This is a genomic window from Halomonas sp. I5-271120, from assembly GCF_030553075.1.
Taxonomy (GTDB): Bacteria; Pseudomonadota; Gammaproteobacteria; order Pseudomonadales; family Halomonadaceae; genus Onishia; species Onishia taeanensis_A.
Map to the genome: position 1 here is coordinate 3429845 of NZ_CP130701.1, position 22966 is coordinate 3452810.

20 protein-coding genes are annotated in these 22966 nt (G+C 60.1%); 18 read left to right on the plus strand and 2 right to left on the minus strand.

The window, feature by feature from the left end; all coding sequences use genetic code 11:
* Positions 1-11: 11 nt before the first annotated feature.
* From Q2K57_RS15435 to Q2K57_RS15515, 17 genes are all read left to right on the plus strand, one after another.
* Positions 12-1391, plus strand: coding sequence for a Rieske 2Fe-2S domain-containing protein (locus tag Q2K57_RS15435; RefSeq protein ID WP_112055398.1), 1380 nt, complete (start codon positions 12-14; stop codon positions 1389-1391).
* A 32-nt stretch (positions 1392-1423) separates the two neighbouring features.
* Positions 1424-1912 (plus strand): benzoate 1,2-dioxygenase small subunit, encoded by a 489-nt coding sequence (benB, locus tag Q2K57_RS15440; RefSeq protein WP_112055397.1) that lies wholly within the window; start codon positions 1424-1426, stop codon positions 1910-1912.
* 38 nt (positions 1913-1950) lie between these two features.
* A complete protein-coding gene (gene benC / locus Q2K57_RS15445; protein WP_304525599.1) occupies positions 1951-2994 on the plus strand; it encodes a benzoate 1,2-dioxygenase electron transfer component BenC in 1044 nt (347 codons plus the stop codon).
* Positions 2991-3806: a benzoate diol dehydrogenase BenD gene (gene benD / locus Q2K57_RS15450; protein ID WP_304525600.1), complete on the plus strand. Its 816-nt coding sequence runs from the start codon at positions 2991-2993 to the stop codon at positions 3804-3806. Before benC ends, benD begins: the two co-directional genes overlap by 4 nt.
* A 77-nt stretch (positions 3807-3883) precedes the next feature.
* The gene (locus Q2K57_RS15455) at positions 3884-5143 is read left to right on the plus strand and encodes a benzoate/H(+) symporter BenE family transporter (protein WP_304525601.1); all 1260 of its coding nucleotides are present in this window, start codon (positions 3884-3886) and stop codon (positions 5141-5143) included.
* Positions 5144-5279: 136 nt separating this feature from the next.
* Positions 5280-6476, plus strand: a complete 1197-nt coding sequence (locus Q2K57_RS15460; RefSeq protein WP_304525602.1) for a benzoate/H(+) symporter BenE family transporter — start codon at positions 5280-5282, stop codon at positions 6474-6476.
* 987 nt (positions 6477-7463) lie between these two features.
* Positions 7464-8402: a sugar ABC transporter substrate-binding protein gene (locus tag Q2K57_RS15465; RefSeq protein WP_304525603.1), complete on the plus strand. Its 939-nt coding sequence runs from the start codon at positions 7464-7466 to the stop codon at positions 8400-8402.
* Positions 8403-8600: 198 nt separating this feature from the next.
* Complete coding sequence (locus tag Q2K57_RS15470) at positions 8601-9611, plus strand: ABC transporter permease (RefSeq protein WP_304525604.1); 1011 nt, start codon at positions 8601-8603, stop codon at positions 9609-9611.
* Positions 9612-9624: 13 nt separating this feature from the next.
* On the plus strand, positions 9625-10584 hold the full coding sequence (locus Q2K57_RS15475) for an ABC transporter permease (RefSeq protein WP_304525605.1): 960 nt from the start codon (positions 9625-9627) through the stop codon (positions 10582-10584).
* On the plus strand, positions 10581-12155 hold the full coding sequence (locus Q2K57_RS15480; protein WP_304525606.1) for a sugar ABC transporter ATP-binding protein: 1575 nt from the start codon (positions 10581-10583) through the stop codon (positions 12153-12155). The genes Q2K57_RS15475 and Q2K57_RS15480 overlap by 4 nt, the downstream gene beginning before the upstream one ends.
* 43 nt (positions 12156-12198) lie before the next feature.
* Positions 12199-13275 carry a maleylacetate reductase gene (locus tag Q2K57_RS15485; RefSeq protein WP_304526715.1) on the plus strand — a complete coding sequence of 359 codons (1077 nt, stop codon included), beginning with the start codon at positions 12199-12201 and terminating at the stop codon, positions 13273-13275.
* The gene (locus tag Q2K57_RS15490; RefSeq protein WP_304525607.1) at positions 13272-14639 is read left to right on the plus strand and encodes an amidohydrolase family protein; all 1368 of its coding nucleotides are present in this window, start codon (positions 13272-13274) and stop codon (positions 14637-14639) included. Before Q2K57_RS15485 ends, Q2K57_RS15490 begins: the two co-directional genes overlap by 4 nt.
* Positions 14636-15556 carry an NAD(P)-dependent oxidoreductase gene (locus tag Q2K57_RS15495; protein WP_112055386.1) on the plus strand — a complete coding sequence of 307 codons (921 nt, stop codon included), beginning with the start codon at positions 14636-14638 and terminating at the stop codon, positions 15554-15556. The genes Q2K57_RS15490 and Q2K57_RS15495 overlap by 4 nt, the downstream gene beginning before the upstream one ends.
* A gap of 4 nt (positions 15557-15560) precedes the next feature.
* On the plus strand, positions 15561-16421 hold the full coding sequence (locus Q2K57_RS15500) for an intradiol ring-cleavage dioxygenase (protein ID WP_304525608.1): 861 nt from the start codon (positions 15561-15563) through the stop codon (positions 16419-16421).
* A 45-nt stretch (positions 16422-16466) separates the two neighbouring features.
* Entirely contained in the window at positions 16467-17057 is a 591-nt protein-coding gene (locus tag Q2K57_RS15505; protein WP_304525609.1) for a malonic semialdehyde reductase, read from the plus strand.
* A 130-nt stretch (positions 17058-17187) separates the two neighbouring features.
* The gene (locus Q2K57_RS15510; protein WP_304525610.1) at positions 17188-17925 is read left to right on the plus strand and encodes a sulfite exporter TauE/SafE family protein; all 738 of its coding nucleotides are present in this window, start codon (positions 17188-17190) and stop codon (positions 17923-17925) included.
* Between the two features lie 3 nt (positions 17926-17928).
* Positions 17929-19767, plus strand: a complete 1839-nt coding sequence (locus Q2K57_RS15515; protein WP_304525611.1) for an ABC transporter substrate-binding protein — start codon at positions 17929-17931, stop codon at positions 19765-19767.
* A gap of 25 nt (positions 19768-19792) precedes the next feature.
* Here the strand turns inward: Q2K57_RS15515 and Q2K57_RS15520 are convergent, their stop codons facing one another.
* Both Q2K57_RS15520 and Q2K57_RS15525 read right to left on the minus strand, forming a co-directional pair.
* Positions 19793-20596: an SDR family NAD(P)-dependent oxidoreductase gene (locus tag Q2K57_RS15520; protein WP_092523832.1), complete on the minus strand. Its 804-nt coding sequence runs from the start codon at positions 20594-20596 to the stop codon at positions 19793-19795.
* A 399-nt stretch (positions 20597-20995) separates the two neighbouring features.
* Positions 20996-21775 carry an IclR family transcriptional regulator C-terminal domain-containing protein gene (locus Q2K57_RS15525; RefSeq protein ID WP_112055381.1) on the minus strand — a complete coding sequence of 260 codons (780 nt, stop codon included), beginning with the start codon at positions 21773-21775 and terminating at the stop codon, positions 20996-20998.
* 357 nt (positions 21776-22132) lie between these two features.
* Between Q2K57_RS15525 and Q2K57_RS15530 the strand changes: the two genes are divergently transcribed.
* Positions 22133-22966 carry a CoA transferase subunit A gene (locus Q2K57_RS15530; protein WP_304525612.1) on the plus strand — a complete coding sequence of 278 codons (834 nt, stop codon included), beginning with the start codon at positions 22133-22135 and terminating at the stop codon, positions 22964-22966.

Below are 22966 nucleotides of genomic sequence, written 5' to 3' on the forward strand. Positions count from 1 at the left end.
GGATCACCGTCATGACTACCCAGCTTGATCGTCTCGAACAACGCGTCCGCGGCGCCGTCGTCGACGACGCTGACAACGGCGTCTTTCGCTGCCACCGCAGCATGTTCACCGACCCGACCTTCTTCGACCTGGAGATGAAGCACATCTTCGAGGGTAATTGGCTGTTCTTGGCCCATGAGAGCCAGATTGCCGAGCCGGGTGACTACTTCACCGTGACCATGGGCCGTCAGCCGGTGGTGATCACCCGCGACAAGGCCGGTGAGCTGCATGGCCTGATCAATGCTTGTGCCCACCGTGGCGCCACCCTTTGCCGGCGAAAGCGGGGCAACAAGGGCACCTTCACCTGCCCGTTCCACGGCTGGACCTTCAAGAACGACGGCAAACTGCTCAAGGCCAAGAACGAGAAGAACGGCGCTTACCCGGAGGGATTCAAGCAGGAGGGCTCTCACGACCTCAAGCACTTGCCGCGCTTCGAGAACTACAAGGGCTTCCTGTTCGGCAGCCTGAGTGCCGATGTCATGCCGCTTGAGGACTATCTAGGGGAAACCCGCAAGGTGATCGATAATATCGTCGATCAGGCGCCGGAAGGCCTCGAGATTCTGCGCGGTACCTCGTCGTACACCTACAACGGAAACTGGAAGCTGCAGGCCGAGAACGGGGCCGACGGTTACCACGTGAGTTCGGTGCACTGGAACTATGCCTCGACCATGGAGCGGCGCAACTACGACGCCGGCGGCACCAAGGCAGTGGACGCCGACGGTTGGTCGAAGAGCCAGGGCGGCTTCTACTCCTATGAGAACGGCCACATGATGCTGTGGACCCGGCTGATCAACCCCGAGGTGCGCCCGGTCTACAGTCGCAAGGATGAGGTCGCGGCTGAGCTGGGTGAGGCTCGGGCCGACTCCATCGTCAACCAGACCCGTAACCTCTGTCTCTACCCTAACGTTTACCTGATGGATCAGTTCTCCACTCAGATCCGCGTGCTGCGTCCGCTCTCCGTGGACAAGACCGAGGTCACCATTTACTGCTTCGCGCCCAAGGGTGAGCCCGCGGAGAGCCGCCGGGTGCGCATCCGCCAATACGAGGACTTCTTCAACGTCTCTGGCATGGGTACACCGGACGACCTTGAGGAGTTCCGTGCCTGCCAGGACGGCTATCACGGGTCGCTGGCCGAGTGGAGCGATCTTTCTCGCGGCGCCAAGCAGTGGATCACTGGGGCCGATGAGAATGCCCAAGCAATTGATATGAAGCCGCTGCTCAGCGGGGCCTCCCCGGAAGACGAGGGCCTCTACGTGCTGCATCACCAGCACTGGGTCGAGGAAATGCTGCGCGCCATCGACAAGGAACGCAGCCGGTTTATTCCGACAGAGCCCGCCGCCCAGCCCGTATAAGGCCTGCACGAATCGAGAAGGGGAGAACAGACATGAGCATCAGCTATCACGACATCCAGGCGTTCCTATACCGCGAAGCGCGCCTGCTCGACGACCGCCAGTGGGACGCTTGGCTCGAGTGCTACCACCAGGACGCCGAGTTCTGGATGCCGGCCTGGGATGATGACGATCAGTTGACCCGGGACCCGCAAGCCGAGATTTCACTAATCTATTACCCGAACCGAGAGGGGCTAGAGGACCGGGTCTATCGGATCAAGACCGAGCGTAGCGGGGCGAGCACTCCCGAGCCCCGCACTACCCATCAAGTCACCAATCTCGAGGTGCTCAAGGAGCATGGCGACACGGTGGAGTTGCGCTTCAACTGGCACACCTTGAGCCACCGCTACAAGAAGACCGACAGCTACTTCGGCAGTGCCTTCTACACCTTGGATGTGTCGGGGGAGGCGCCGCTGATCACCCGAAAAGTCGTGCAACTCAACAACGACTACATCCATCAGGTCATCGACGTTTATCACGTCTGAACGGGTCACGCAGACCCGGTGTGGGAGGAGATTCGACCATGAGCTACACCATTGCACTCAACTTCGAAGACGGCGTCACCCGCTTCATCGGCTGCAAGGCAGGGGAGACGGTCCTCGATGCGGCTTATCGCCAGAAGGTCAACCTGCCTATGGACTGCTCCGACGGCGTATGTGGCACCTGCAAGGGCCACTGCGAGCAGGGCGAGTTCGACATGGGGGACGAGTACCTCGATGACGCGCTCTCTGACGAGGAGGCCGCCGAAGGCCAGGTGCTGACCTGCCAAATGGTGCCATCTTCGGACTGCGTCATACAGGTGCCGGTGGCCTCCAGTCTATGCAAGACCCAGGTTGGCAAGATCGACGGGACTCTGGCCGTGGTCGAGCAACTCTCCGAGGACAGCATTGAGCTGGCTGTGGACCTAGACGAAGGGGCCGAGCTGGCCTTCCTACCCGGCCAGTACATCCACATCGACGTGCCGGGCAGCGATCAGCACCGCTCCTATTCCTTCAGTTCTAAGCCAGGAGAACAGCGCGCCACCTTCCTGATCCGCAACATCCCCAATGGCCTGATGAGCGGCTACCTGACCCAGCTGGCCAAGGTCGGCGATCGCCTCTCTCTCACCGGGCCGCTGGGCAGCTTTTACCTTCGCGAGATCACCCGCCCGGTGCTGATGCTGGCGGGCGGAACGGGCCTCGCGCCCTTCCTCTCCATGCTTGAGCAGCTGGCTCAGAAACAGGAAGAAGAGCAGGGCAGCGGCCAGCCGATGCACCTGATCTACGGCGTCAACAAGGATCATCACTTGGTCAAGGTCGATGCCCTGGACGTCTTCGCCGAGAGGCTGCCGACCTTCACCTACTCCACCGTGGTAGTGGATGAGGCCAGCAAGCATCCGCGCAAGGGCTATGTCACCCATCACATGGACGACGAGGTGCTGCAAGGCGGTGATATCGACGTCTACCTGTGTGGGCCGCCCCCGATGGTCGATGCTGTACTCAAGCACTTCGACAAGGAGGGCATCGTGCCGCAGAGCTTCCACTACGAGAAGTTCACTCCCAATCAGGCACCGGGAGAGATGTCATGAGCGCGCAACGCTTCGACGGCTTACGTTTTCAGGGCTCACGTTTCCAGGACAAGGTCATGGTGATCACCGGCGCCGCCCAGGGGATCGGGCGGCGGGTGGCCGAGCGGGCCGGCGCGGAAGGTGCACGTCTGGCTTTGGTGGACCGTTCAGAGCTGGTTGAAGAGGTCGTGGATGGCCTGCGTGCTCAGGGCGTGGAGGCTATCAGTGTGTTGGCCGACCTGGAGACCTGGAGCGGGGCCTCTGACGTCATGGCCAAGACAGCCGAGCATTTCGGCCGTATCGATATCCTGATCAACAACGTAGGCGGGGCCATCAACTTCAAGCCATTCACCGAGTTCAGCGAAAGCGAGATAGCCGCCGAAGTCCAGCGCTCGCTGATGCCGACGCTGTGGTGCTGTCGAGCAGTGTTGCCGATCCTGGTTGAGCAGGGTGGTGGCGTGATCGTCAATGTCTCTTCAGTGGCGGCCCGAGGCATCCATCGAATTCCCTATTCGGCGGCGAAGGGAGGCGTCAATGCGCTGACCGAGTCTCTGGCCTTCGAGTACGCCGAGCACGGTATTCGCGTGGCAGCCGCCGGCATCGGCGGGACCGAGGCGCCGCCGCGCAAGATTTCCCGCGGCACCCCGGAGCCTAGTAACGCGAAGGAACGGGCCTGGTTTCAGGCGCATATCGACCAGACCAAGCAGAGCTGCCTGATGAAGCGCTACGGCACGCTCGACGAGATGGCCGCACCGATTCTGTTCTTGGCCTCGGACGAGGCGAGCTACATCACCGGCAGCGTACTGCCGGTCGGCGGTGGCGATCAGGGCTGAGCCCTAGACCTCTGACCATCCGAGGCCTGCCGCAGCCACCAAAAAACGACAACGACAAGAATCCCCTGGAGCACATCATGAAACATCTCGAGAGAGGCGTCGGCCTAGCGTCGGCGCCGCGGGACTTCCTGCGCGACCTGAATGCCGACAACCTGAGCGCCGGCTTGGTCGCCGGTATTTTCGGTCTCAGCGCGGGCATCATTCATATCAGTGCCGGCACGGCAGCCGGGCTACCCAAGGATTTCACCCTGCTATGGGTGATTAGCTACCTCTTCATCAACGGTCTGTTCGGGCTGCTGCTTCCGGCCTACTATCGGCTGCCCCTGCCGATGGCCAACTCCATTCCCGGGGCCCTGCTGTTCGCTGCCATCATTCCCGTGGTGGGGCTCAATGAGGCCCTGGGGGCAACACTGATGGCGGGGGCCATTTCGGTGGTGGTTGCCTTGGCCGGCTGGATGAGCCTGGTGATGCGGCTCATCCCTATGCCCATTGTCATGGGGATGGTGGCCGGGGTGCTGCTCAAGTTCGGCACCAACATGGTGATGCCACTGCAGAGTGCGTTGATACCAGCGCTGGTGATGATTCTGGCCTTTTTCTTCTCGGCGCGCTTCCTGCGTCGAGTTCCTCCTCTGGTGGTGACGCTGGCGGTGGGCGTTATCTATATGGCCTTCTCCGGTGCCGATTTCTCGAGTGTGGAGTTTTCGTTCCGCATGCCCGAGTTCATCGCGCCGGCATTCTCCATGGACGCTTTTTTGGCCTACGGCCTGCCGCTGGCATTGATCCTAGTGGGCATGGAGACGCCCGCCGGCGTGGGGTTGGTCAAGGGCATGGGCTTTAAGGAGGTGCCGGCCAACGCCATCACCTTCGTCGGAGGCATTGGCACCATGGTGTCTGCCTTTTTCAATCTCCACAGCACCTGCATCGCCGCGCCGATGACCGGAATCTGCTCATCCCCTGAGGCAGGAAACCACGACAAGCGCTGGGTGGCGGCGGTGATCGTCGGCATCATCTTCGTGATTGCCGCACCCTTCTATGGCTTCGTGTTCAGCCTGATCGAAGCGATGCCGAGCTATTTCATCGCCATCATTGCCGGCTTGGCCCTGCTGAGGGTGATCAGCTCGGCGATGCACATCACCTTCTCCGGCAAGCATGAGGTAGGGGCGATGTTCTCCTTCCTGATCGCCGTGTCGGGCCTGCAGATCTTTGGCATCGGCGCTTCGTTCTGGGCGCTAATCCTGGGTGCGCTGATCTCGATGCTGGTGGAGTTCCAGGACTTCGACTTCTCTCAGGAACGCGAGGCCCTTCGCAAGCGCTTCCCAGCTAAGAGAGTGGGCTGACCGATAGTGCCGGCGTCTGGACGTCGGCGCTTTTGCATGGCGCTTCTTCCTTGGCCCGCGGTTGCTTGGCAGCGCGGGCATTTTTGCTGTGCGTTGCGCGAAGGGCGCATCGCTACTCGTTGCGAGGATTCTTGTGATGTTCAAGGACTGGTCGATACCCGCCGTCACCGCCGGTTTTGTGGCGGTGCTGGTGTCTTACTCCGGGCCACTGGTGATCTTCTTTCAGGCCGCCCAGAGCGCCGAGATCTCGAGTGCCATGATGACTTCCTGGGTCTGGGCGATCTCGCTTGGCGCTGCCGTCTCGGGCATTCTGCTTAGCTTGTGGTTCAAGGTCCCGGTGGTCACCGCCTGGTCGGCGCCTGGCACGGCGTTGCTGGTCACGCTGTTTCCCGACCTGTCGTTAGGCGAGGCGGTGGGCGCCTACCTGGTGGCGGCAGCGGCGATCTTCGTGATCGGCGTGACCGGCTCCTTCGATCGCATCATTCGGTTGATCCCGCCAGGCATCGCCAGCGCCATGATGGCGGGCATCCTGTTCCAGTTCGGCGTCGGGGTCTTCGTGTCGTTGGAGTCGGTACCGGCCCTGACCATCGGCATGATTCTCGCCTACCTGGTCTTCAAGCGGTTAAGTCCGCGCTACAGCCTCGTGCTGCTGCTGGTGGTTGGCGTTATCCTGGCGGTGATGCTTGAAGATGCCAGCCTCAGGGGCGTGACGCTGCGCCTAGCCGACCCGCAGTTCATTCACCCAGAGTGGAGCTGGAATGCCACCCTTAGCCTGGCCATCCCGCTGGTGCTGGTCAGCCTGACCGGGCAGTTCCTGCCGGGCATGGCGATCATGCGAAGCTCCGGCTATAACATCTCGGCCAAGCCGATCGTCACGGTGACCAGCTTGACCTCCTTCGGCACCGCCTTCTTTGGCGGTATTACCACCGTGATCGCGGCCATCACCGCGGCCATTTGCACCAGCAAGGAGGCCCACGAGGACCCAGACAAGCGCTATGTGGCCGGGGTCGCCAATGGGATCTTCTACTTGATCGGTGGCACCTTTGCCGGGACCATCGTGGCGCTGTTCACCTCGCTGCCGGGCGAGTTCGTCGCGGTGCTGGCGGGGTTGGCGCTGATCGGGGCCATCACCAGCAACATCAGTGCCTTCGCCGCCCATAAGGATCACCTGGAGGCCTCGGTGATCACCTTCATTTCCACGGCGTCCGGCATGAGCTTCCTGGGGTTGGGGTCGGCCTTCTGGGGGGTGGTAGTGGGCGCCCTGGCCTACAACGTCCTGCACCGGCGCTTCGCTCGGTGCGAGTCGACGCAAGTTTCCGACAGCGTGAGATAAGCGTCCCGACCGAGCCGGAGGCTCGCCTGGGCCTCACGGCTTGGCGAAAATCTGGCGGATCAGCTCGCGCAGCCAATGGTTGCCGGTATCCTGGTGGCAGCGCCGTTGTCAGAAGAAATTGATCAATGCCTCGTGGAGGTCGACCGGGTAAGGATGTTAGACGAGAGTGAATTTGTCCCGGTTGGCCTCGGCCAGCTTGTTGGTGACGTGACCACCAGGTCGGTGGCACCGACGATGAGGGGGCGGCGACGAAGTGTGGCACCTCGAACCGTACCGGTCTGGCGACCCCGCTTTGGGCGAGCAGCTCCTCGGCCCTGACATGCCCGTTGCCTCTGACAATCGCTATGGCAGGCTGGGCGGCCTCATCTCGCTGCTCTTCGAGACCAAGGACTTTGAGTTCATCTGCCGAGCCGCCTGGGGCGGGCCTCTTCTTGATCATGTGACCTGAAACCTTGTGGTGCTTCATGGCCCGCGACTGCTAGGCAGCGCGGGCTATTTTCATCTGGCGGCGTGCGGGCTGATGCCCAGGCATGTGGCATGGGGCCTTAACGTGATGCGTTGCCGCTGCACGGGGATGCCAGCAGAGCGATCGGCTTCCTTGCTTCGGATGTTCAGTATGATCAGGTTGGGATTCGTCACCAGCGGCATGCCGGCGATCATGATTGGAAGCGTTGGTTAAAGTTGTTGAAATTTTCTAGTTCTTTTTTATCACCGAAGGCGACGGTCATCTTTGATCAGAGATGATACTTTTCGAGCATATACCATGGTCTACGTATGGATTCGTTGTCTTAAGCATGCCTGTCAATATAGTTCATTGTTATCAATGGTTTATATTTTATTTCCGGGCTGGTGATAAAAAAGTCCAGATTGGATATTTCTTCACGTTGGTCACGTTGCCCGTATGCAAAATTGACAGCTAAGATGTTGTGGACAGTTGGGTCGCCAGCCCGGGTTTTAATTATTAAGACAACAAGAAAGGTTATTGTCATGTTTAAAAAGAAAGTTCTCAGCGTAGTGGTAGCTGTAATCTTTTCAGGAGCTGTATATGCGGAAGATACAGTAAGAATTGGTATTACACAGAATAACGTCGGTGTGGACAGTTATCAGACCACCTATGAAAAGGCATTCGAAGAAGCGGCCGCGGCAAATGATAGCGTCGATGTTGTCGTCCTTGATGCCGGCGGCGATGTGGCGCGACAGATCGGCCAGGTTCGCAATCTGATCCAGCAGCAAGTCGATGCCATCATCATTTGGCCAACTAATGGCCAGGCGGTGATCCCTGCCATTCGACAAGCTCACAAGGCGGGCATTCCGGTGGTGGTTACCAACTCCAAGATCGCCGAGGCCGGCCTCGAGTACATTGCCGCCTTCTCGGGACCCGATAACGTCCAACAGGGAGCCTCCTCCGCTGAGATGATGTGTGAAGCCTTGGGTGGCAAGGGACAGATCGTTCAGATTGCCGGGCAGCCCGGCTACACCACTGCAATGGAGCGGTCTCAAGGTTTTGAGGACCGGTTGGCAGAGGCCTGTCCCGACGTAGAAATCGTGGAGACCCAGCCCGCGGACTGGAACCGCGAAAAAGCCCAGCGGGTCATGGAGAATTTCCTCACCAAGTATGACGTCATTGATGGTGTCTATGCCGGCGACGATAACATGGGGGTTGGTGCTCTGAACGCAGCCAAGAGTGCCGGCAGAGCAGGGGATATCGCCTTCATCGGTGCCACCAACTTCGCTGTGGGTTACGAGGCCATCGAGCGAGGCGAGTACTACGGCTCCATTTACCAGTCTCCGGTTGATGATGCCGAAGCGGCTCTTCAGACGGCACTCGATGTATTGGCCGGTAAAGAGGTTCCGAAGATGAACTTCTTCGAGACTCCCAAAATCACGGCCGACAATCTGGCCGAGTTCGACAAGCCGGTGTTCTAAAGGCTCCCGCCGAGGTGCATGGGGTCTGAGGACCTCATGCACCGTAGCGCTTCGCCAAAGAAAGTCCGTTGGTCATGAAGGATGGCTCTGCAGTGCTCTGCTCTTTCTCCGCTATAGAAGCAGTACTTGGAAAGCCAACCCACTGAACGGACAACCGGTGACCTTAGGAACAAGGTTGCGCCCATATAGGTGAGTGACATGGCTTCTGCAGAACACACCAAGCAAGGCTTCATGCTCAGCAAGAAACACAAAGCAGGTCTCCTGAACTTCCTATCCGCTCAGGGAATTCTAGTGTTCTTCTTGATTTGCATGTTTGCATTCTCATTGACTTCCGAACAGTTTCTTTCTCAGTCAAACATCATGACCGTGGTCCGGCAGGCGTCGATCATCGGTATCATCGCGGTTGGTGTCACTGTGGTGATTATCGGCGGCAACCTCGACCTATCGGTGGGGTCGATGCTCTCGTTCTCCACCGTCCTGGTGGTGGATCTTCATGACAAGATCGGTCCGATCGGCGCCATTCTGGTGATGTTCGCGATGACCCTGATGCTCGGGGCCTTGAATGGTTTCCTGGTGGGGTTCATGCGGCTCAATTCGCTCATCGTGACGCTGGCGATGCTATCGGCGATTCAGGGCCTGGTGCTGATCTACAGCGGTGGTCAGAACGTCGACATCGCCAATCAGAGCGAGACATGGTTCGGCGTGTTTGGGCAGGGGTACCTGCTGGGTATTGCCGTACCGATCATTATCTTTTCCGTGCTGGCCATCATCGTCCAAGTCGTTATGTCCTTCACCGGCTACGGCCGGCGTATCTTCGCCATTGGTGGCAATCCCATGGCAGCCGTCTATTCCGGTATTCGCAAAAACTGGTGTGTGTTCAGCACCTACCTGATCTCGGCCTTTTGTGTTGCCTGCGCCGCCCTGGTGCTCGGGTCGCGTGTAATGGGCTCCCAGAACAACGTGGGGCAGGGCTACGAGTTGCTCGTGCTGGCCGGGATTATCCTCGGCGGCACCAGCCTGCTGGGTGGTGCCGGCAGTATCTGGAAGACGGTAATCGGGGTGCTGATACTTGGCTTCATCCAGAACGGCCTGCTGCTGATGGGCTACCCCTACTACACCCAGTGGCTCGTGACCTGGGTCATCATCATCCTCGCGGTATGGCTGGACCTTGCCAATAAGCGCAAGCGTCTGCTGACCCGCCACTCCTGACAGGGTGAATACCATGATTGATATGAAGCGTTTCATGAGCGGCAGCTCGTTCATCCAGCCGATTTGGGTCTTCGTCGTCGCCATCACCATCTTTTTCAGCGTCATGTCCGACTATTTCCTGTCGGTGGGCAACCTGGCAAACATCCTCGTCCAGACCTCCACCATCGGGCTGATCGCTCTGGGCATGACCTACGTGATGATCAACGGCAACATTGATCTCTCCGTGGGGGCCACCCTGGGGTTGGCGGCGTCACTTTCGGTGGGGCTGCAGGACTACGGCCTGACCGTGGCGGTGCTGGCCGCCATTGCTACAGGCGTGGCGTTGGGGGCCCTCAATGGTCTGCTCGTCTGGAAGACGGGGGTCAACGCCTTCATCGTCACCCTCGGCGCGATGATTGGGGTGCGAGGGCTGATCTTTGTCTATACCGAAGAGCAGTCTTTCTACGCCAGCAACTTCGCCTTTTCTGACTTCGGTGCCAGCACCATCGGCCCCATCCCCGTGCTGGCCATCATCTTCCTGCTTTGCACCCTGGTGATGCACCTGGTGCTCAGGAAAACTGGCCATGGCCGTAACACCTTCGCCGTGGGGGGCAACCCCGAGGCGGCCCTGGATGCCGGCATCCGGATCGGCCGAAACATGATGATCAACTTCATGATTGTCGGCTTCTTCGCGGCCCTGGCCGGTGTCCTGCTGGCCACTCAGATGGGGGCCTCGACGCCTAACCTTGGCCGGGACTACGAGCTCTGGACCATCACAGCTGTTGTGCTCGGCGGCACCAAGCTTACCGGCGGCTACGGCAGCATTACGGGCACCCTGGGGGGCGTGCTGGCTATCGGAGTCCTGCGCAACGGTATGAACATGATGCAGGTGCCGGCCTTCTACGTGCTGGTCATCCTCGGGGTGATCCTGATCTCCGTGCTGATCATCGATCAGCAGATCAACCTCAAGTCTTCCAAGGGGGTGCAGGCATGAGCACTGCAACTGTGACACATACCTCAGGGGCGCCTGGGCGGGGAGATACCCCCATCCTCTCGCTGGTGGACATCACCAAGAAGTTTCCAGGGGTGATCGCGCTCAACAAGGTCAGCTTCGATGTTCGGGCCGGTGAGGTCCATGCATTGCTTGGTGAAAACGGTGCGGGAAAGTCCACGCTGATGAAAGTGCTGGCCGGCAAGCACAAACCCAATGGTGGCCAGATCCTGCTCGAGGGGGAAGAGAAGGTCTTCGATAATCCCAAGCGCGCCAAGAAGAGCGGCATCGTGCTGATTCATCAGGAGCAGTCGCTGGTGCCGGAGATGTCGGTGGCCGAAAACATCTTCCTGGGCAGCCTGCCCAAGAAGTGGGGCAACTTGGTCGATTGGAAGACCCTGCACCGGGAGAGCACGGAAATCCTCAACCGTCTGAAGTGCTCCTTCAGCTCGAAGGACATGGTAAGCGATCTCTCTATCGCCAAGAAGCAGATGGTCGAAATCGCACGAGCCCTTGTGTTCACACCAAAAGTGGTGGTCTTCGATGAGCCGACGGCGTCGCTTACCGACCACGAAAAGCCCGTGCTATACGACATCATCAATACCCTGCGTGAGCAGGGAGTCGGCATCGTCTACATCTCCCACCGTATGGACGAGATATTCCATCTTTCGCAGCGGATCTCGGTGCTTCGGGATGGTGAGTACAACGGCACAGTGAACACTGCTGATACCAATGAGGATGAGGTCACCAAGTTGATGATCGGCCGCAGCCTCGAACTGGACCATGACAGCAAGCCGAAGGATTTCGGCAAGAACATGCTCGAGTTGCGCGGCCTTACGGTCGACGGGGTGTTCAAGGATGTCAGCTTCAATGTCCGCAAGGGCGAGATCGTTGGTATGTACGGCCTGGTCGGGGCCGGGCGCTCGGAGGTGGCGGAAACCATCTTTGGCCTGCGCAAGCCCTCGGGTGGCGAGATCCTGCTCGATGGCCAGGTCGCACAACTGCGGTCTTCCCACGATGCAGTCGCCCAGGGGATCGCGCTGGTCCCGGAGGATCGCAAAGACCAGGGATTGATCCTCGGGATGAACTGTCGCGACAACATGACCCTTGCAGGCCTGGAGAGCGTTTCCACGAGAGGGTTCATGAAGGCCGCTGCAGAGAAGCAGGTCTACGACAAGTATCAGCAGGCGATGAAGATCAAGACGCCCAGCTGGCGACAGAAGGTCGGCAACCTCAGCGGCGGCAACCAGCAGAAGATCGTCATCGGCAAGTGGCTGCATACCCACCCCAAACTGCTGATTCTCGACGAGCCGACCCGTGGCATCGATGTCGGTTCCAAGGCGGAGATCCATGCCCTTATCAAGGAACTGGCCAGAACTGGGTATGCGGTGCTGGTGATCTCCTCGGAGATGCCCGAAGTCCTGGGCGTCAGTAATCGCATCATCGCCATGTACGACGGGCAGGTGACCGCCGAATTCGATGGCGATGCTGTGTCAGAGGATGCGCTGGTGCAGGCCATCACCGGGCAGTACGTGACAAGTGCCGGCACGTCGGTCGATCAGCCAGCCGCCTGATGCCCGCTCCGTGGCTCATCCAATCAACAAGGACAACATCATGATGCCGTTTATCTACAATGGCCTGCCTTCTCGGGTCATCTTCGGCCAGGGCACCCTGGCCCGGGTGGCGGAGGAGGTCCAGGCGCTGGGCTGCCATCGGGTGCTGGTGCTTTCCACGCCCGAGCAGGAAGGTCAGGCACGCCAGGTGCTGGAACAGCTCGGTGAGCTGGGAGCAGGTGTCTTCGCCGGGGCCCGCATGCATACCCCGGTAGAGACAACCGAGGAAGCCATGCACGATCTGGCCTCGCTTGGCGCCGATGGTGTCGTGGCTATCGGGGGCGGTTCCACCATCGGGCTTGGCAAGGCGATTGCCCTGCGCACCGATCTACCCCAGGTCGTCATTCCCACCACTTATGCCGGTTCCGAGATGACGCCGATCCTCGGTGAGACGAAGGACGGCCTCAAGACCACCCAACGGACCTTGAAGGTACTGCCCGAGACGGTCATCTACGACGTCGACCTGACGCTCGGGCTACCCGTGGGTATGTCGGGCACCAGCGGTATCAATGCCATCGCCCATGCCGTGGAAGCCCTCTATGCCAAGGATCGCAACCCGATCGTCTCGATGATGGCGGAGGAGGGCATAGCGGCCTTGGCACGCAGCCTGCCGACGATTGCCGGCACCCCCGGCGACGCCGGGGCACGCTCTGATGCCCTCTATGGCGCCTGGCTGTGCGGCGCCTGTCTCGGCTCGGTGGGCATGTCACTGCATCACAAGCTCTGCCACACCCTGGGCGGCTCCTTTAATCTCCCGCATGCCGAGACCCACACCATTGTGCTGCCCCATGCCGTGGCCTACAACGCCGCAGCCGCCCCGGAAGCGATGGTGCGCATCGCCCGGGCGCTGGGCACAGCGGATGCCGCTGCGGGGCTCTACGACTTGGCGCGATCCGTGGGGGCCCCCCTCGCCCTGCGGGACATTGGCCTGGAGGGGGGCGACATCGAACGTGCCACGCAGATTGCCACCGCTAACCCCTACTGGAATCCCCGTGAGATCGAGGCCAATGGCATCCATCGGCTGCTGGATGATGCCTATGCCGGTCGTCGCCCCGAAACCCTGGAGGCTACCGACGCATGAAGATATTGCTGACCAATGCCACCGTACTGACCCTTGATCCGGCCATCGGCGATCTGACCCAGGGCCAGGTCCTGGTGGAAAACGACCGCATTTTAGCCGTGGGGCACGATTTGTCCGCCGAGGATGCCGAGGTCGTCGACTGTCGCGGCGGCATCCTGATTCCGGGGCTGGTCAATGCCCATATGCATACCTGGCAGACGGCCCTGCGCGGTGTCGCCGCCAACTGGACGCTGCTGGAATACTTCGGCCATGTGCACCGTGGCCTGGCGACACTGTTCACCCCAGAGGACATCCATGTCGCAACGCGGTTGGGTGCGCTGAATCAGCTCAACTGCGGAGCCACCACCCTAGGAGACTGGTGTCACAACAACCCCACGCCTGAGCATACCGATGCCGCCGTCAGGGGGCTGCAGGAGTCGGGTATCCGCGCCGTCTTCTTTCACGGCTCGCCCAAGCCGGATCCCAAGCCCGGCCAGCCCCATTTCAGCGAGATTCCTCATCCCCGCAGTGAGGTGGAGCGGCTGCTGGCTGGGCCGCTGGGGGATCCGCAGGGGCGGGTGACCCTGGGCCTCGCGATCCTGGGGCCGCACTATTCGACCCTGGATGTCTCGCTGCACGACTTCGAACTCGCCAAGGAGTTCGGGCTGGTGGCCTCCATGCATCAGGGCGGCGGTGAGGCCGTGAGCCCCGGTGGCTGGGATGTTATCGAGGAGCGTGGACTGCTGGGGCCGGACATCAACATCGTGCACGGCCAGAGCCTGGATGATGGCCAACTGGCCCGCTTCTGCGAGCAGGGTGTGACCTTCTCCATTGCCCCTGAGAACGAGATGACCCAGGGACACGGCTTCCCGATCACTGGCCATGTTCGCCGCCATGGCGGCGTCGTGTCGCTGGGGGTGGATCTCGAATCGGTGATCTCTGGCGACATGTTCGCCGTGGCGCGTGCAGCACTGGGGATGCAGCGCTCGCTGGACAACGACGCCTCGCGCCGGGAACAGGGCAGCATCCCCGCCACTTCTACCGTGCGCACCCGCGAGGCATTGGAGTGGATCACTCTCCACGGCGCGCGGGCTCTGGGCCTCGATGACCGCATCGGCAGTCTCACCCCCGGCAAGCAAGCCGACATCGTGCTGCTGGACAGCAACCTGCTCAACATGCAGCCGGTTAGCGACCCGGTGTCCAGCGTCGTCATGCAGGCGAGTCTCGCCAATGTCGACAGCGTCATGGTCGCGGGGGAATTTCACAAGCGACACGGCCGGTTGGTGGCCGATGTCGAGGACGGTCTGCGTGAACTTGAGGCGTCCGGCCATCGCATCTACGCCGAACTGCAGGCACGGCAACAACACGAGGAGACAGCCCAATGACAACCACACACAAGGTGGCCTGGGTGGGCCTGGGCAAGCTCGGTCTGCCCATGGCGGCCCGTATCGCTGCCGCAGGACATGAGGTTCATGGCTTCGACCTCAGCACCGAACGCATGGCGCTGGCCGAGCAGGCCGGCATCACACCTCATCCTGACCTGGCCAGCGCCATCGACGGCTGTTCCCTGGTGCTGGTCTCGATTCCCGATGACCGGGCTTTGCTGGGGCTTTGCCTCGAGGCTGGGGATCTGATCGGCAAGATGGCTCCGGGGGCCACGCTGATCGAGACCAGTACCGTGAGTATCGAGGCCTCCGCTAAGGTGGCGCGCGCTGCAGAAGCCCGCGGTATCGCCTATCTGCGCAGCCCAGTGTCGGGCAATCCGGTGGCGGCCGAAGCCGGCACCCTGTCGGCCATGGTCTCCGGTCCCCGCGAGGCGCTGGATGAGGCCGTTGTGGTGATGCAGAGCTTCACCAAGGCCCAGTACTGGCTGGGTGAGGAGGAGCAGGGTCGCTATGCCAAGTTGGCGATCAATCTCATGATCGCGGTCAGCGCCGGGATGCTGGGTGAGTCCTTGACCCTGGCCCGCAAGGGCAATATCGGCTGGGACGATATGCTCGAGCTGGTCGCCGATAGCGCCGTGGGCTCGCCGATGGTGCAGTACAAGGTGCCGCCTCTGAGTCAGCGAGACTTCACCTCTACCTTTTCGGCCGCCCAGATGGCCAAGGATCTCGACCTGATTCTCGGCTGTGCTCATAGCGCCGGCGTGCCGGTGCCTCTCGCTGCCCAGATGCGCGAGGCTTATACCTCCTTGATCGGCACGGGGTATGGCGAAGACGACTATATCGCCACGGTGCATCATACCGAGCGCCTCGCCGGACTGCCGGCCATCGAGCCCGCCGCTGACACAAGGAGAGGGTAATGCCATGCGCAACCTGAACGCAGATAACATCACAGAGGCGGTGATCGAGGAGTTCTCCGGCTGTCAGGATGAGCGATTGAAGACGATCCTGAATAGCCTGGTAACGCACCTGCACGCCTTTCTGCGTGAGGTGGAGCCCACGGAGAAGGAGTGGACCCAGGCCATCGACTTCCTGACCCGGACCGGCCAGATGTGCGACGACAAGCGCCAGGAGTTCATTCTGCTCTCCGATACCCTTGGAGTGACGATGCTGGTCGATGCCATCAACCACCAGACCTCGGACCCGATGGTCTCGGAAAGCACCGTGCTGGGGCCTTTCTATGTCGCTGACCCGCCCGAGGTCGCCCGAGGCGAATCCATCGACTGGAACGTCGCAGGCGAGCCCTTTTTCGTTGAGGGGCGGGTTCATGATGAGCGCGGCGAGCCACTGGCCAATGTTGTCATCGACGTTTGGCAGTCGGACAGCGAAGGCTTCTATGACGTCCAGAAAGAGCTCGAGAGTGCGTCACTGCGGGCCCGGTTTACCACCGACGATCAGGGGCAATATGCCTTCTGGACGGTAACGCCTTCTCCTTATCCCATCCCTACGGATGGCCCCGTCGGCAAGATGCTGGAGGTCACCGGTCGACATCCCTATCGGCCCGCCCATGTGCACTTCATGCTGATGGCAGAGGGGTTCGAGACCCTGGTCACTCAGGTGTTCGCCGAGAACGACCCCTACCTCAATTCTGATGCCGTTTTCGGCGTCAAGGATTCTCTGGTTACGGAGTATGAGCTGTTTCCGCCAGGCAAGGCACCGGATGGACGCTCGATGGACGTTCCCTTCCGCCATCTGAAATATGATTTCGGCTTGAAGGCAAGCTGAGAGTGCGACACACAATAACCCACTGTTCTACCAGAGGTATGTCATATGACCGCCATTGACCAGAATGCTATCGAGACGCTGTTTACCGCTGCCCGGACACATAACGTCTGGCTGGATAAGGACGTGAGCGACGATAAGCTTCGCGAGCTCTATGAAGTGATGCACTTCGGCCCGACCTCGATGAATTGCCAGCCTCTTCGGATACTGTTCCTGAGAAGCCAGGAAGCCAAGGAAAGGCTCAAGCCAGCACTGCTTCCCGGCAACCAGGATAAGACCATGAAGGCGCCAGTGGTGGCCTTGCTGGGCTACGACACGAAATTCTATGAGCATCTGCCGCGAATGTTTTCTCACAACAAGGATGCCAAGTCGCTGTTCGAGGGCAAGACCGACTTCATCAACACCACGGCCTTTCGCAACAGCTCCATCCAGGGCGGCTACTTTATCCTGGCCGCTCGCGCGTTGGGACTGAGTGCCGGGCCGATGTCCGGCTTCAACAATGCGGCCGTGGATGAAGAGTTCTTCCCCGATGGCCAGGTGAAGAGCAACTTCCTCTGCAATCTGGGATACGGCGATGCCTCGGCGCTCTTCCCGCGCCAGGATCGGTTTGAGTTCGATGAGGTCTGCCAGGTCCTCTGACAGGGCGGACAGGCTGCCACCTCCGCCTGGGTGGACTTGAAGTGGCAGCCGAGCACAGCAAGTTCTTCCGATGTGGGCCGTGTTTGCACGGCCCTTTTTTCATTCCGTTCCGGAAAGCATGAGGCGTCAAATGGTGTATGACTGGCAGTTCATTATCCTGATGATCGTGGCGGTGTTGATCACCGGCATCTCGAAGTCGGGATTCGCCGGAGGCGTCGGGGTGGTGGCCGTGCCCCTGATCTCGCTGAAGGCGAGTCCGGCCTATGCCGTGGCTGTCATGCTGCCGCTGTTGATCGTCATGGATGCTTTCAGCCTGCGTGCCTGGTGGCGATATCGTGTCGGCTCGCTACTGTGGCTGATGTTCCCTCCGGCTGTGCTGGGCGTCGCGATCGGCTATCTGACGTACGGGCTCTTCGATGATGACCTGCTCAAGGTGCTGCTGGGGGTCTTCTCGATCCTGTTCGGCCTGTGGGGGGTGTTCAAGCCCTTCCGTGGTCGCGTGATGCCATCCTGGATAGGCGGGCTCTGTGGGGGGATCGCCGGTTTCACCAGCTTCATCGCCCATGCTGGTGGTCCGCCGCTGAACTTCTACCTGCTTCAGTCCAGGCTATCCAAGGAAGCGTTTCTGGGCACGGCCGTGGTCTTTCTGGCCGCTGCCAATCTCGTCAAGCTGGTGCCATACAGCTTGCTCGGTTTTCTCAACGTCGAGAATCTGACGCTGGCCCTGCTGATGATCCCCGTCGCCTGGCTCGGGGTACGACTGGGGCTTGTCATTCAGAAGCGTCTGAGTGGGGAGCTATTCTTCCGGATCATTCTCACGCTGCTTATCCTGCTGGGCATTCGGCTGATCGTCGATGGTGCAGGATGATGATTGCCGGCAGGGGAGGTGAGAGGTACTTTCGATACAGAGTCCATTGATATGCTTGAGGTGAGAATGATCGATGAATCGGTCGCGGGGCATCCGGAGGGGCCCTACGACACACTGCCCCAGATACCCATGTCGAAGCTCTCGAATACGGAGCTTGCGAGGTTCATCGACTTCATCGAACAGCTCGAGGAGGAAACCGAGCAGTCACTCTCCATCAACCATGGCTACCGGGAGATGCGCATGATGACCCATATCATGCGCAACCACCTGGTGGGGCGGCTCACGACGCCCACTTCTCTGGCCGATGCCTCTGGTCTGTCCTACGGCACTGCCAAACGAGGTATCGAGAGTATACTCAAGCGCGGCCTGATCGTGTCGCGTCCCCGGATGAAGTCGGGCAAGACGGTGTCACTCCATCCGTCTGCGGCACTGATCGACGAATGGGAAGCCTATGCGATTCGGATCAAATCCTTACTGGGAACAACCTTTGGTGTGGATGCTGGCTCTGGCCAGGACAGACGTATCTTGCTGGGAAAGGCCGACGAGACCTCCGCCGTCATACCGCCGCCCGCCGTTCTCTCTCAGCGCCTCGAGCTGAAAGGAGGGCTGCGTGTATTGGTTCATGCCGACCCGACGTTCATGGCCATGCACAACCTCAAGCGGCAACTGGAGGCGGTGTTTGGGGTGGATATCAAGAACAAGGCGAAGTCGATCGATGGTCTACGGTCGGAAATCCTTTCCAACGCGCGCCTGGCAAAGTCCCGGTACGATGTCATCGCCTGTGACCTCCCCTGGTTCGGTGAGTTGGCGTCTCAGGATATGCTGCTGCCCCTAGACCCCTTGCTGGCGCGGGATGGCCATGACCTGTCCGACTTCCACCCCATGGCCATTCAGAGTTCGCAGTATGCCGGCAAGCAGTACGGTATTCCGGTCCAGACGACGCCAGAGCTTCTGTGTTATCGAAAGGATATCTTCGAGCGAGAACATCTGGATCCCCCGACCACCACCGAAGAACTGATCAAGGTCGCCAGGCGCTTGCACGATCCCGGTAAGGGGCGCTACGGCATTGCCTGGAACGCTGCGCGGGGTACGCCGCTGGGCCATACGTTTGCCTTCCTGATGGCGAAATATGGCCAGCCGATCATCAACCTTCGAAGCACCCGGGACGGTTATGACTTCCAGCACGTGTCCGGCGAAGAGTATCGGCCGATGTTCCAGTCGGATGAGGCCTTTCGCGCCTGTGAATACATGCTGGATATCCTGAAATATTCGCCACCGAACATCCTCAACATGACCTGGTACGAGCGTGCCAAGTCCTATGCGTCGGGCGAGTCCTGCATGGCCTACAATTACACGTTGCTTGCTCCCCTTTTCGAGCTCAATCAGGCGTCTCCTGCTTGGGGGAATACCGGATATCTTCCCCACCCGGTCGGTAACCATGGCGCTCCTATCACCCCGATCGGCGGCTATGCACTGGCCATTCCGTCCAACCTGTCCGAGGAGCGCGTGGAAGCGGCCTGGAGCGCCCTGAAAACGTTGACTTCTGCCGGCCTGTCGAAGCTCTACATCATGAACGGTAGCCTTGTCACACCGCGCTTCAGTGTCAGTCGCGACCCTGAGGTTTCATCATTGTCACCGCTCATCGATGTGGTAGATGGGATGGCACGAAAGGACATTCTCCAGGCCTGGCCGCGTCCCCCGGTGCCAGGAATAACCGATCTGATCGGCATTGCCGGGCATGAACTATTCGAAATGCTCGACGGGCGCCGCTCCATCAAGAAGGCCCTGTCCATGGCACAGGACAGGGCCGATCGATTGATGCGCGACAGGGGGTACTACTGAGCCACCCGCCGGGTTGCCGGTGGCATCACTGCATGATCATGCCACCGTCGATCATCAGCAGTTGGCCGGTCATGTAGTCCGACTCCGGGCTAGCCAGGAAGGAAGCGGTGCCCACTACATCTTCCGGGTAGGAGTAGCGTTTCATCAGAATCATCTTCTCGGCAAGCTCGTCCATGGACTGGCCCTGCTTGTCGAACTTGCCGATGCTGACCAGATCCTTGTCCAGCTGCTCCCACAGTTCAGTACGCACGACCCCGGGGCCATAGCCATTCACGGTGATATTGTGATCCACCAGCGCTTTGGCGCCGCCGTTGATCATCGCCAGCACGGCATGCTTGCTGCAAGCATACGGCACCACATCGTCGAACGCTTGACGGGAGAGAATGGAGCCGACATTGATGATCTTGTAGGGGCCGTTCTCCTTGCCCTGCTCGATCATCTGCTTGCCGGCCTCCTGCATGCCGATCAGGCAACCCAGGGCATTGACGTCCATGATCTGATGCCAGTTTTCTTCTGTGATGTCCAAGAACATCAGCGGCTTGTTGATGCCGGCATTGTTGACCATGACGTTGAGGCTGCCAAAGGCATCGACGGTGGCCTTGACGGCGGCCTGCATCTGGTCACGCTCGGTCACGTTAAGCTTCACGGCGATGGCTTTGCCACCCTTCTCCTTGATGCGTGCCACGACCTCGTTGCATCCGTCGATGTTGAGGTCTGCCACGCACACATTGGCGCCCTGTTCAGCATAATGTTCAGCAACGGCGGCCCCCATGCCACGCGCAGCACCTGTGATCAGGCAATTTTTTCCTTCAAGTCGAGTCTTGTCCATGGTGTCACCTCGGAAGTCTTGTTGTGGGTCTCTCCATATCACCGGTGGCCCTTTTCTCGTGGCGCATGGAGCCTTTGTCTACAAGGAGTTCTGATAACGCGAGCTGTAGCGTGAGCGATACGTTTTGTTTCCTTGCTGACTCGTATTGTCAGCAGGCCAGCCTGGCAATGACAGCTGCCCCCACGGCCAATTTGACCAGATTGGATTTTTCTGAAGGCGACACGAGGTGTGCGGTCGATCTTGTGAACAGAAAGGTGCTGACTTGCAGTGAGAAACGGCCAATGACGGCCAGTAAGCCGCCTTATCACCAAGCAAGCCGTGGTGGCGTCGCCTGGGTTAAATGGCTTACCGAGCAAAAGTCCTGCTAGATACTGATTGATGCGTTGATGGCAGCAAGCGTCAACTGACGCTGGCGCTTATCTGTCGGGCCTTTTCCTGCAGCAGTGGCAGGTACTGGCGGATCAGAGTGTCATAGTCGATGCGGGCTGCATTGGTACTGATGTTGATTGCGCCCAGCAGTCTGTCGTTGGCATCGAAGGCCGGCACGGCCACCGAGCGCAACCCGGAGTCGAGTTCCTGGTCGGCGATCGCGTAACCCTGCTTGCGCACGTCGAGGATGCGGCGCTTGAGTTCGGCCTTATCGGTGATCGACTTGTCGGTGTGCGGTTCGAGAGCCACCTGCATCAGAAAGGCGTCAAGATCGGCATCCGGCAACTGGGCCAGTAGCACCCGTCCCATGGAGGTATGGGCCGCGGGCAGGCGCGTGCCCACCGAGAGCGTGATGGCCATGAGCCGGTGCCTTGACGAGGAGCGGGCCACATAGGTGACATCTTCGCCGTCCAGCACGCCCAGCGATGAGGATTCGCCGCACTCGGTGGTGATGTCCTCGAGAATCTGCTGGATCACGCTGCGATAGTTGTTGGCGGAAAGAAACGCATAGCCGAGGTTCAGTACCTTGGGGGCTAGCTCGAAGTGGCGCTGCTGCTTGCGGACATAGCCCAATGCATGGAGCGTTAAAAGAAAGCGCCGGGCCCGAGCCCGGTTCATTCCCGTCTTGCTGGCCACCTCGCTCAGGGTCATGCGAGGGGTGGTGTCATCGAAGGCCAGGATCACCTCCATTCCGCTAGCCAGTGCCGTGACGAAGTCGCGGTCATCCGGACTTATCATGTCTTCCTGCATTCAGTTTCCCTCTGCCTGATGGTGGTGTCTGCGGATACTGACCTTCGCTCGAATCTAGCACATATGTTCGCCTGGCGAACATTTTTGGCCCCTTCCTTGTCAGGCCGTTCTTCCCGTCGAGCCTATACTTTGGTCGCGTTTCGACAGATCTGTTCAGAGTAAAAAACATTCTGCTGGCAGTGGGTTATCACACGCTATCCCGTCATAAGGGGGATGGGCGATGTCTCCCTGCGTTTGACGCTTGCCGGCGTTGGCGCTAGATTCGTTCGCAAAGCAAACATATGTACGTATAGCGAACTTTAGTTGACTGCTTCTTAGGAACGGTCTTCGAGTCCACCACCAGAGAGGTGCATCCCCATGGCCGAGTTTCTCAGCCTGCATGACGCGGTCGCGCAATACGTCGAGGACGGCGCTACCGTGGCCATGGAAGGCTTTACCCATCTGATTCCCTTTGCCGCGGGTCACGAGGTGATCCGTCAGAAGAAACGTGACCTGATCCTGATACGGATGACTCCTGACCTGATCTACGATCAGTTGATCGGCGCGGGGTGCGCGCGGAAGGTGATCTTCTCCTGGGGGGGCAATCCCGGCGTGGGTTCACTGCACCGCCTGCGTGATGCAGTGGAGAACGGCTGGCCTCACCGGATAGAGATCCTCGAGCACAGCCATGCGGCCATGGCCTGTGCCTTCGAGGCCGGCGCCGCTGGCCTGCCGCTGGCGGTGCTGCGCGGCTATGTGGGCAGCGAGCTGCCCAACGTCAACGATCAGATCAAGTTCATCGACTGTCCGTTTACCGGCGAGCGCCTGGCGGCGGTGCCGGCGGTGCGTCCGGATGTCTCCATCGTCCACGCTCAGAAGGCCGACCGGAAGGGCAACGTGCTGGTGGAGGGCATCGTCGGTGTGCAGAAGGAGGCCGTGCTGGCAGCGAAGAAGAGCATCGTCACCGTCGAGGAGATCGTCGAGGACCTGACCGCTGAATCGGGCTACCACCCCAACACCTGCATCATCCCGGGCTGGGCCATCGATGCCATTGCCGTAGCCGAGAAGGGCGCGCTGCCTTCCTATGCCCACGGCTACTACCCGCGCCACAACCGCTTCTACAAGGAGTGGGACGCCATCGCCCGCGACCGCGACACCTTCACGAAGTGGCTCGACGAGAACGTCTTCAACGCAGCAGGGGTATCCGCATGA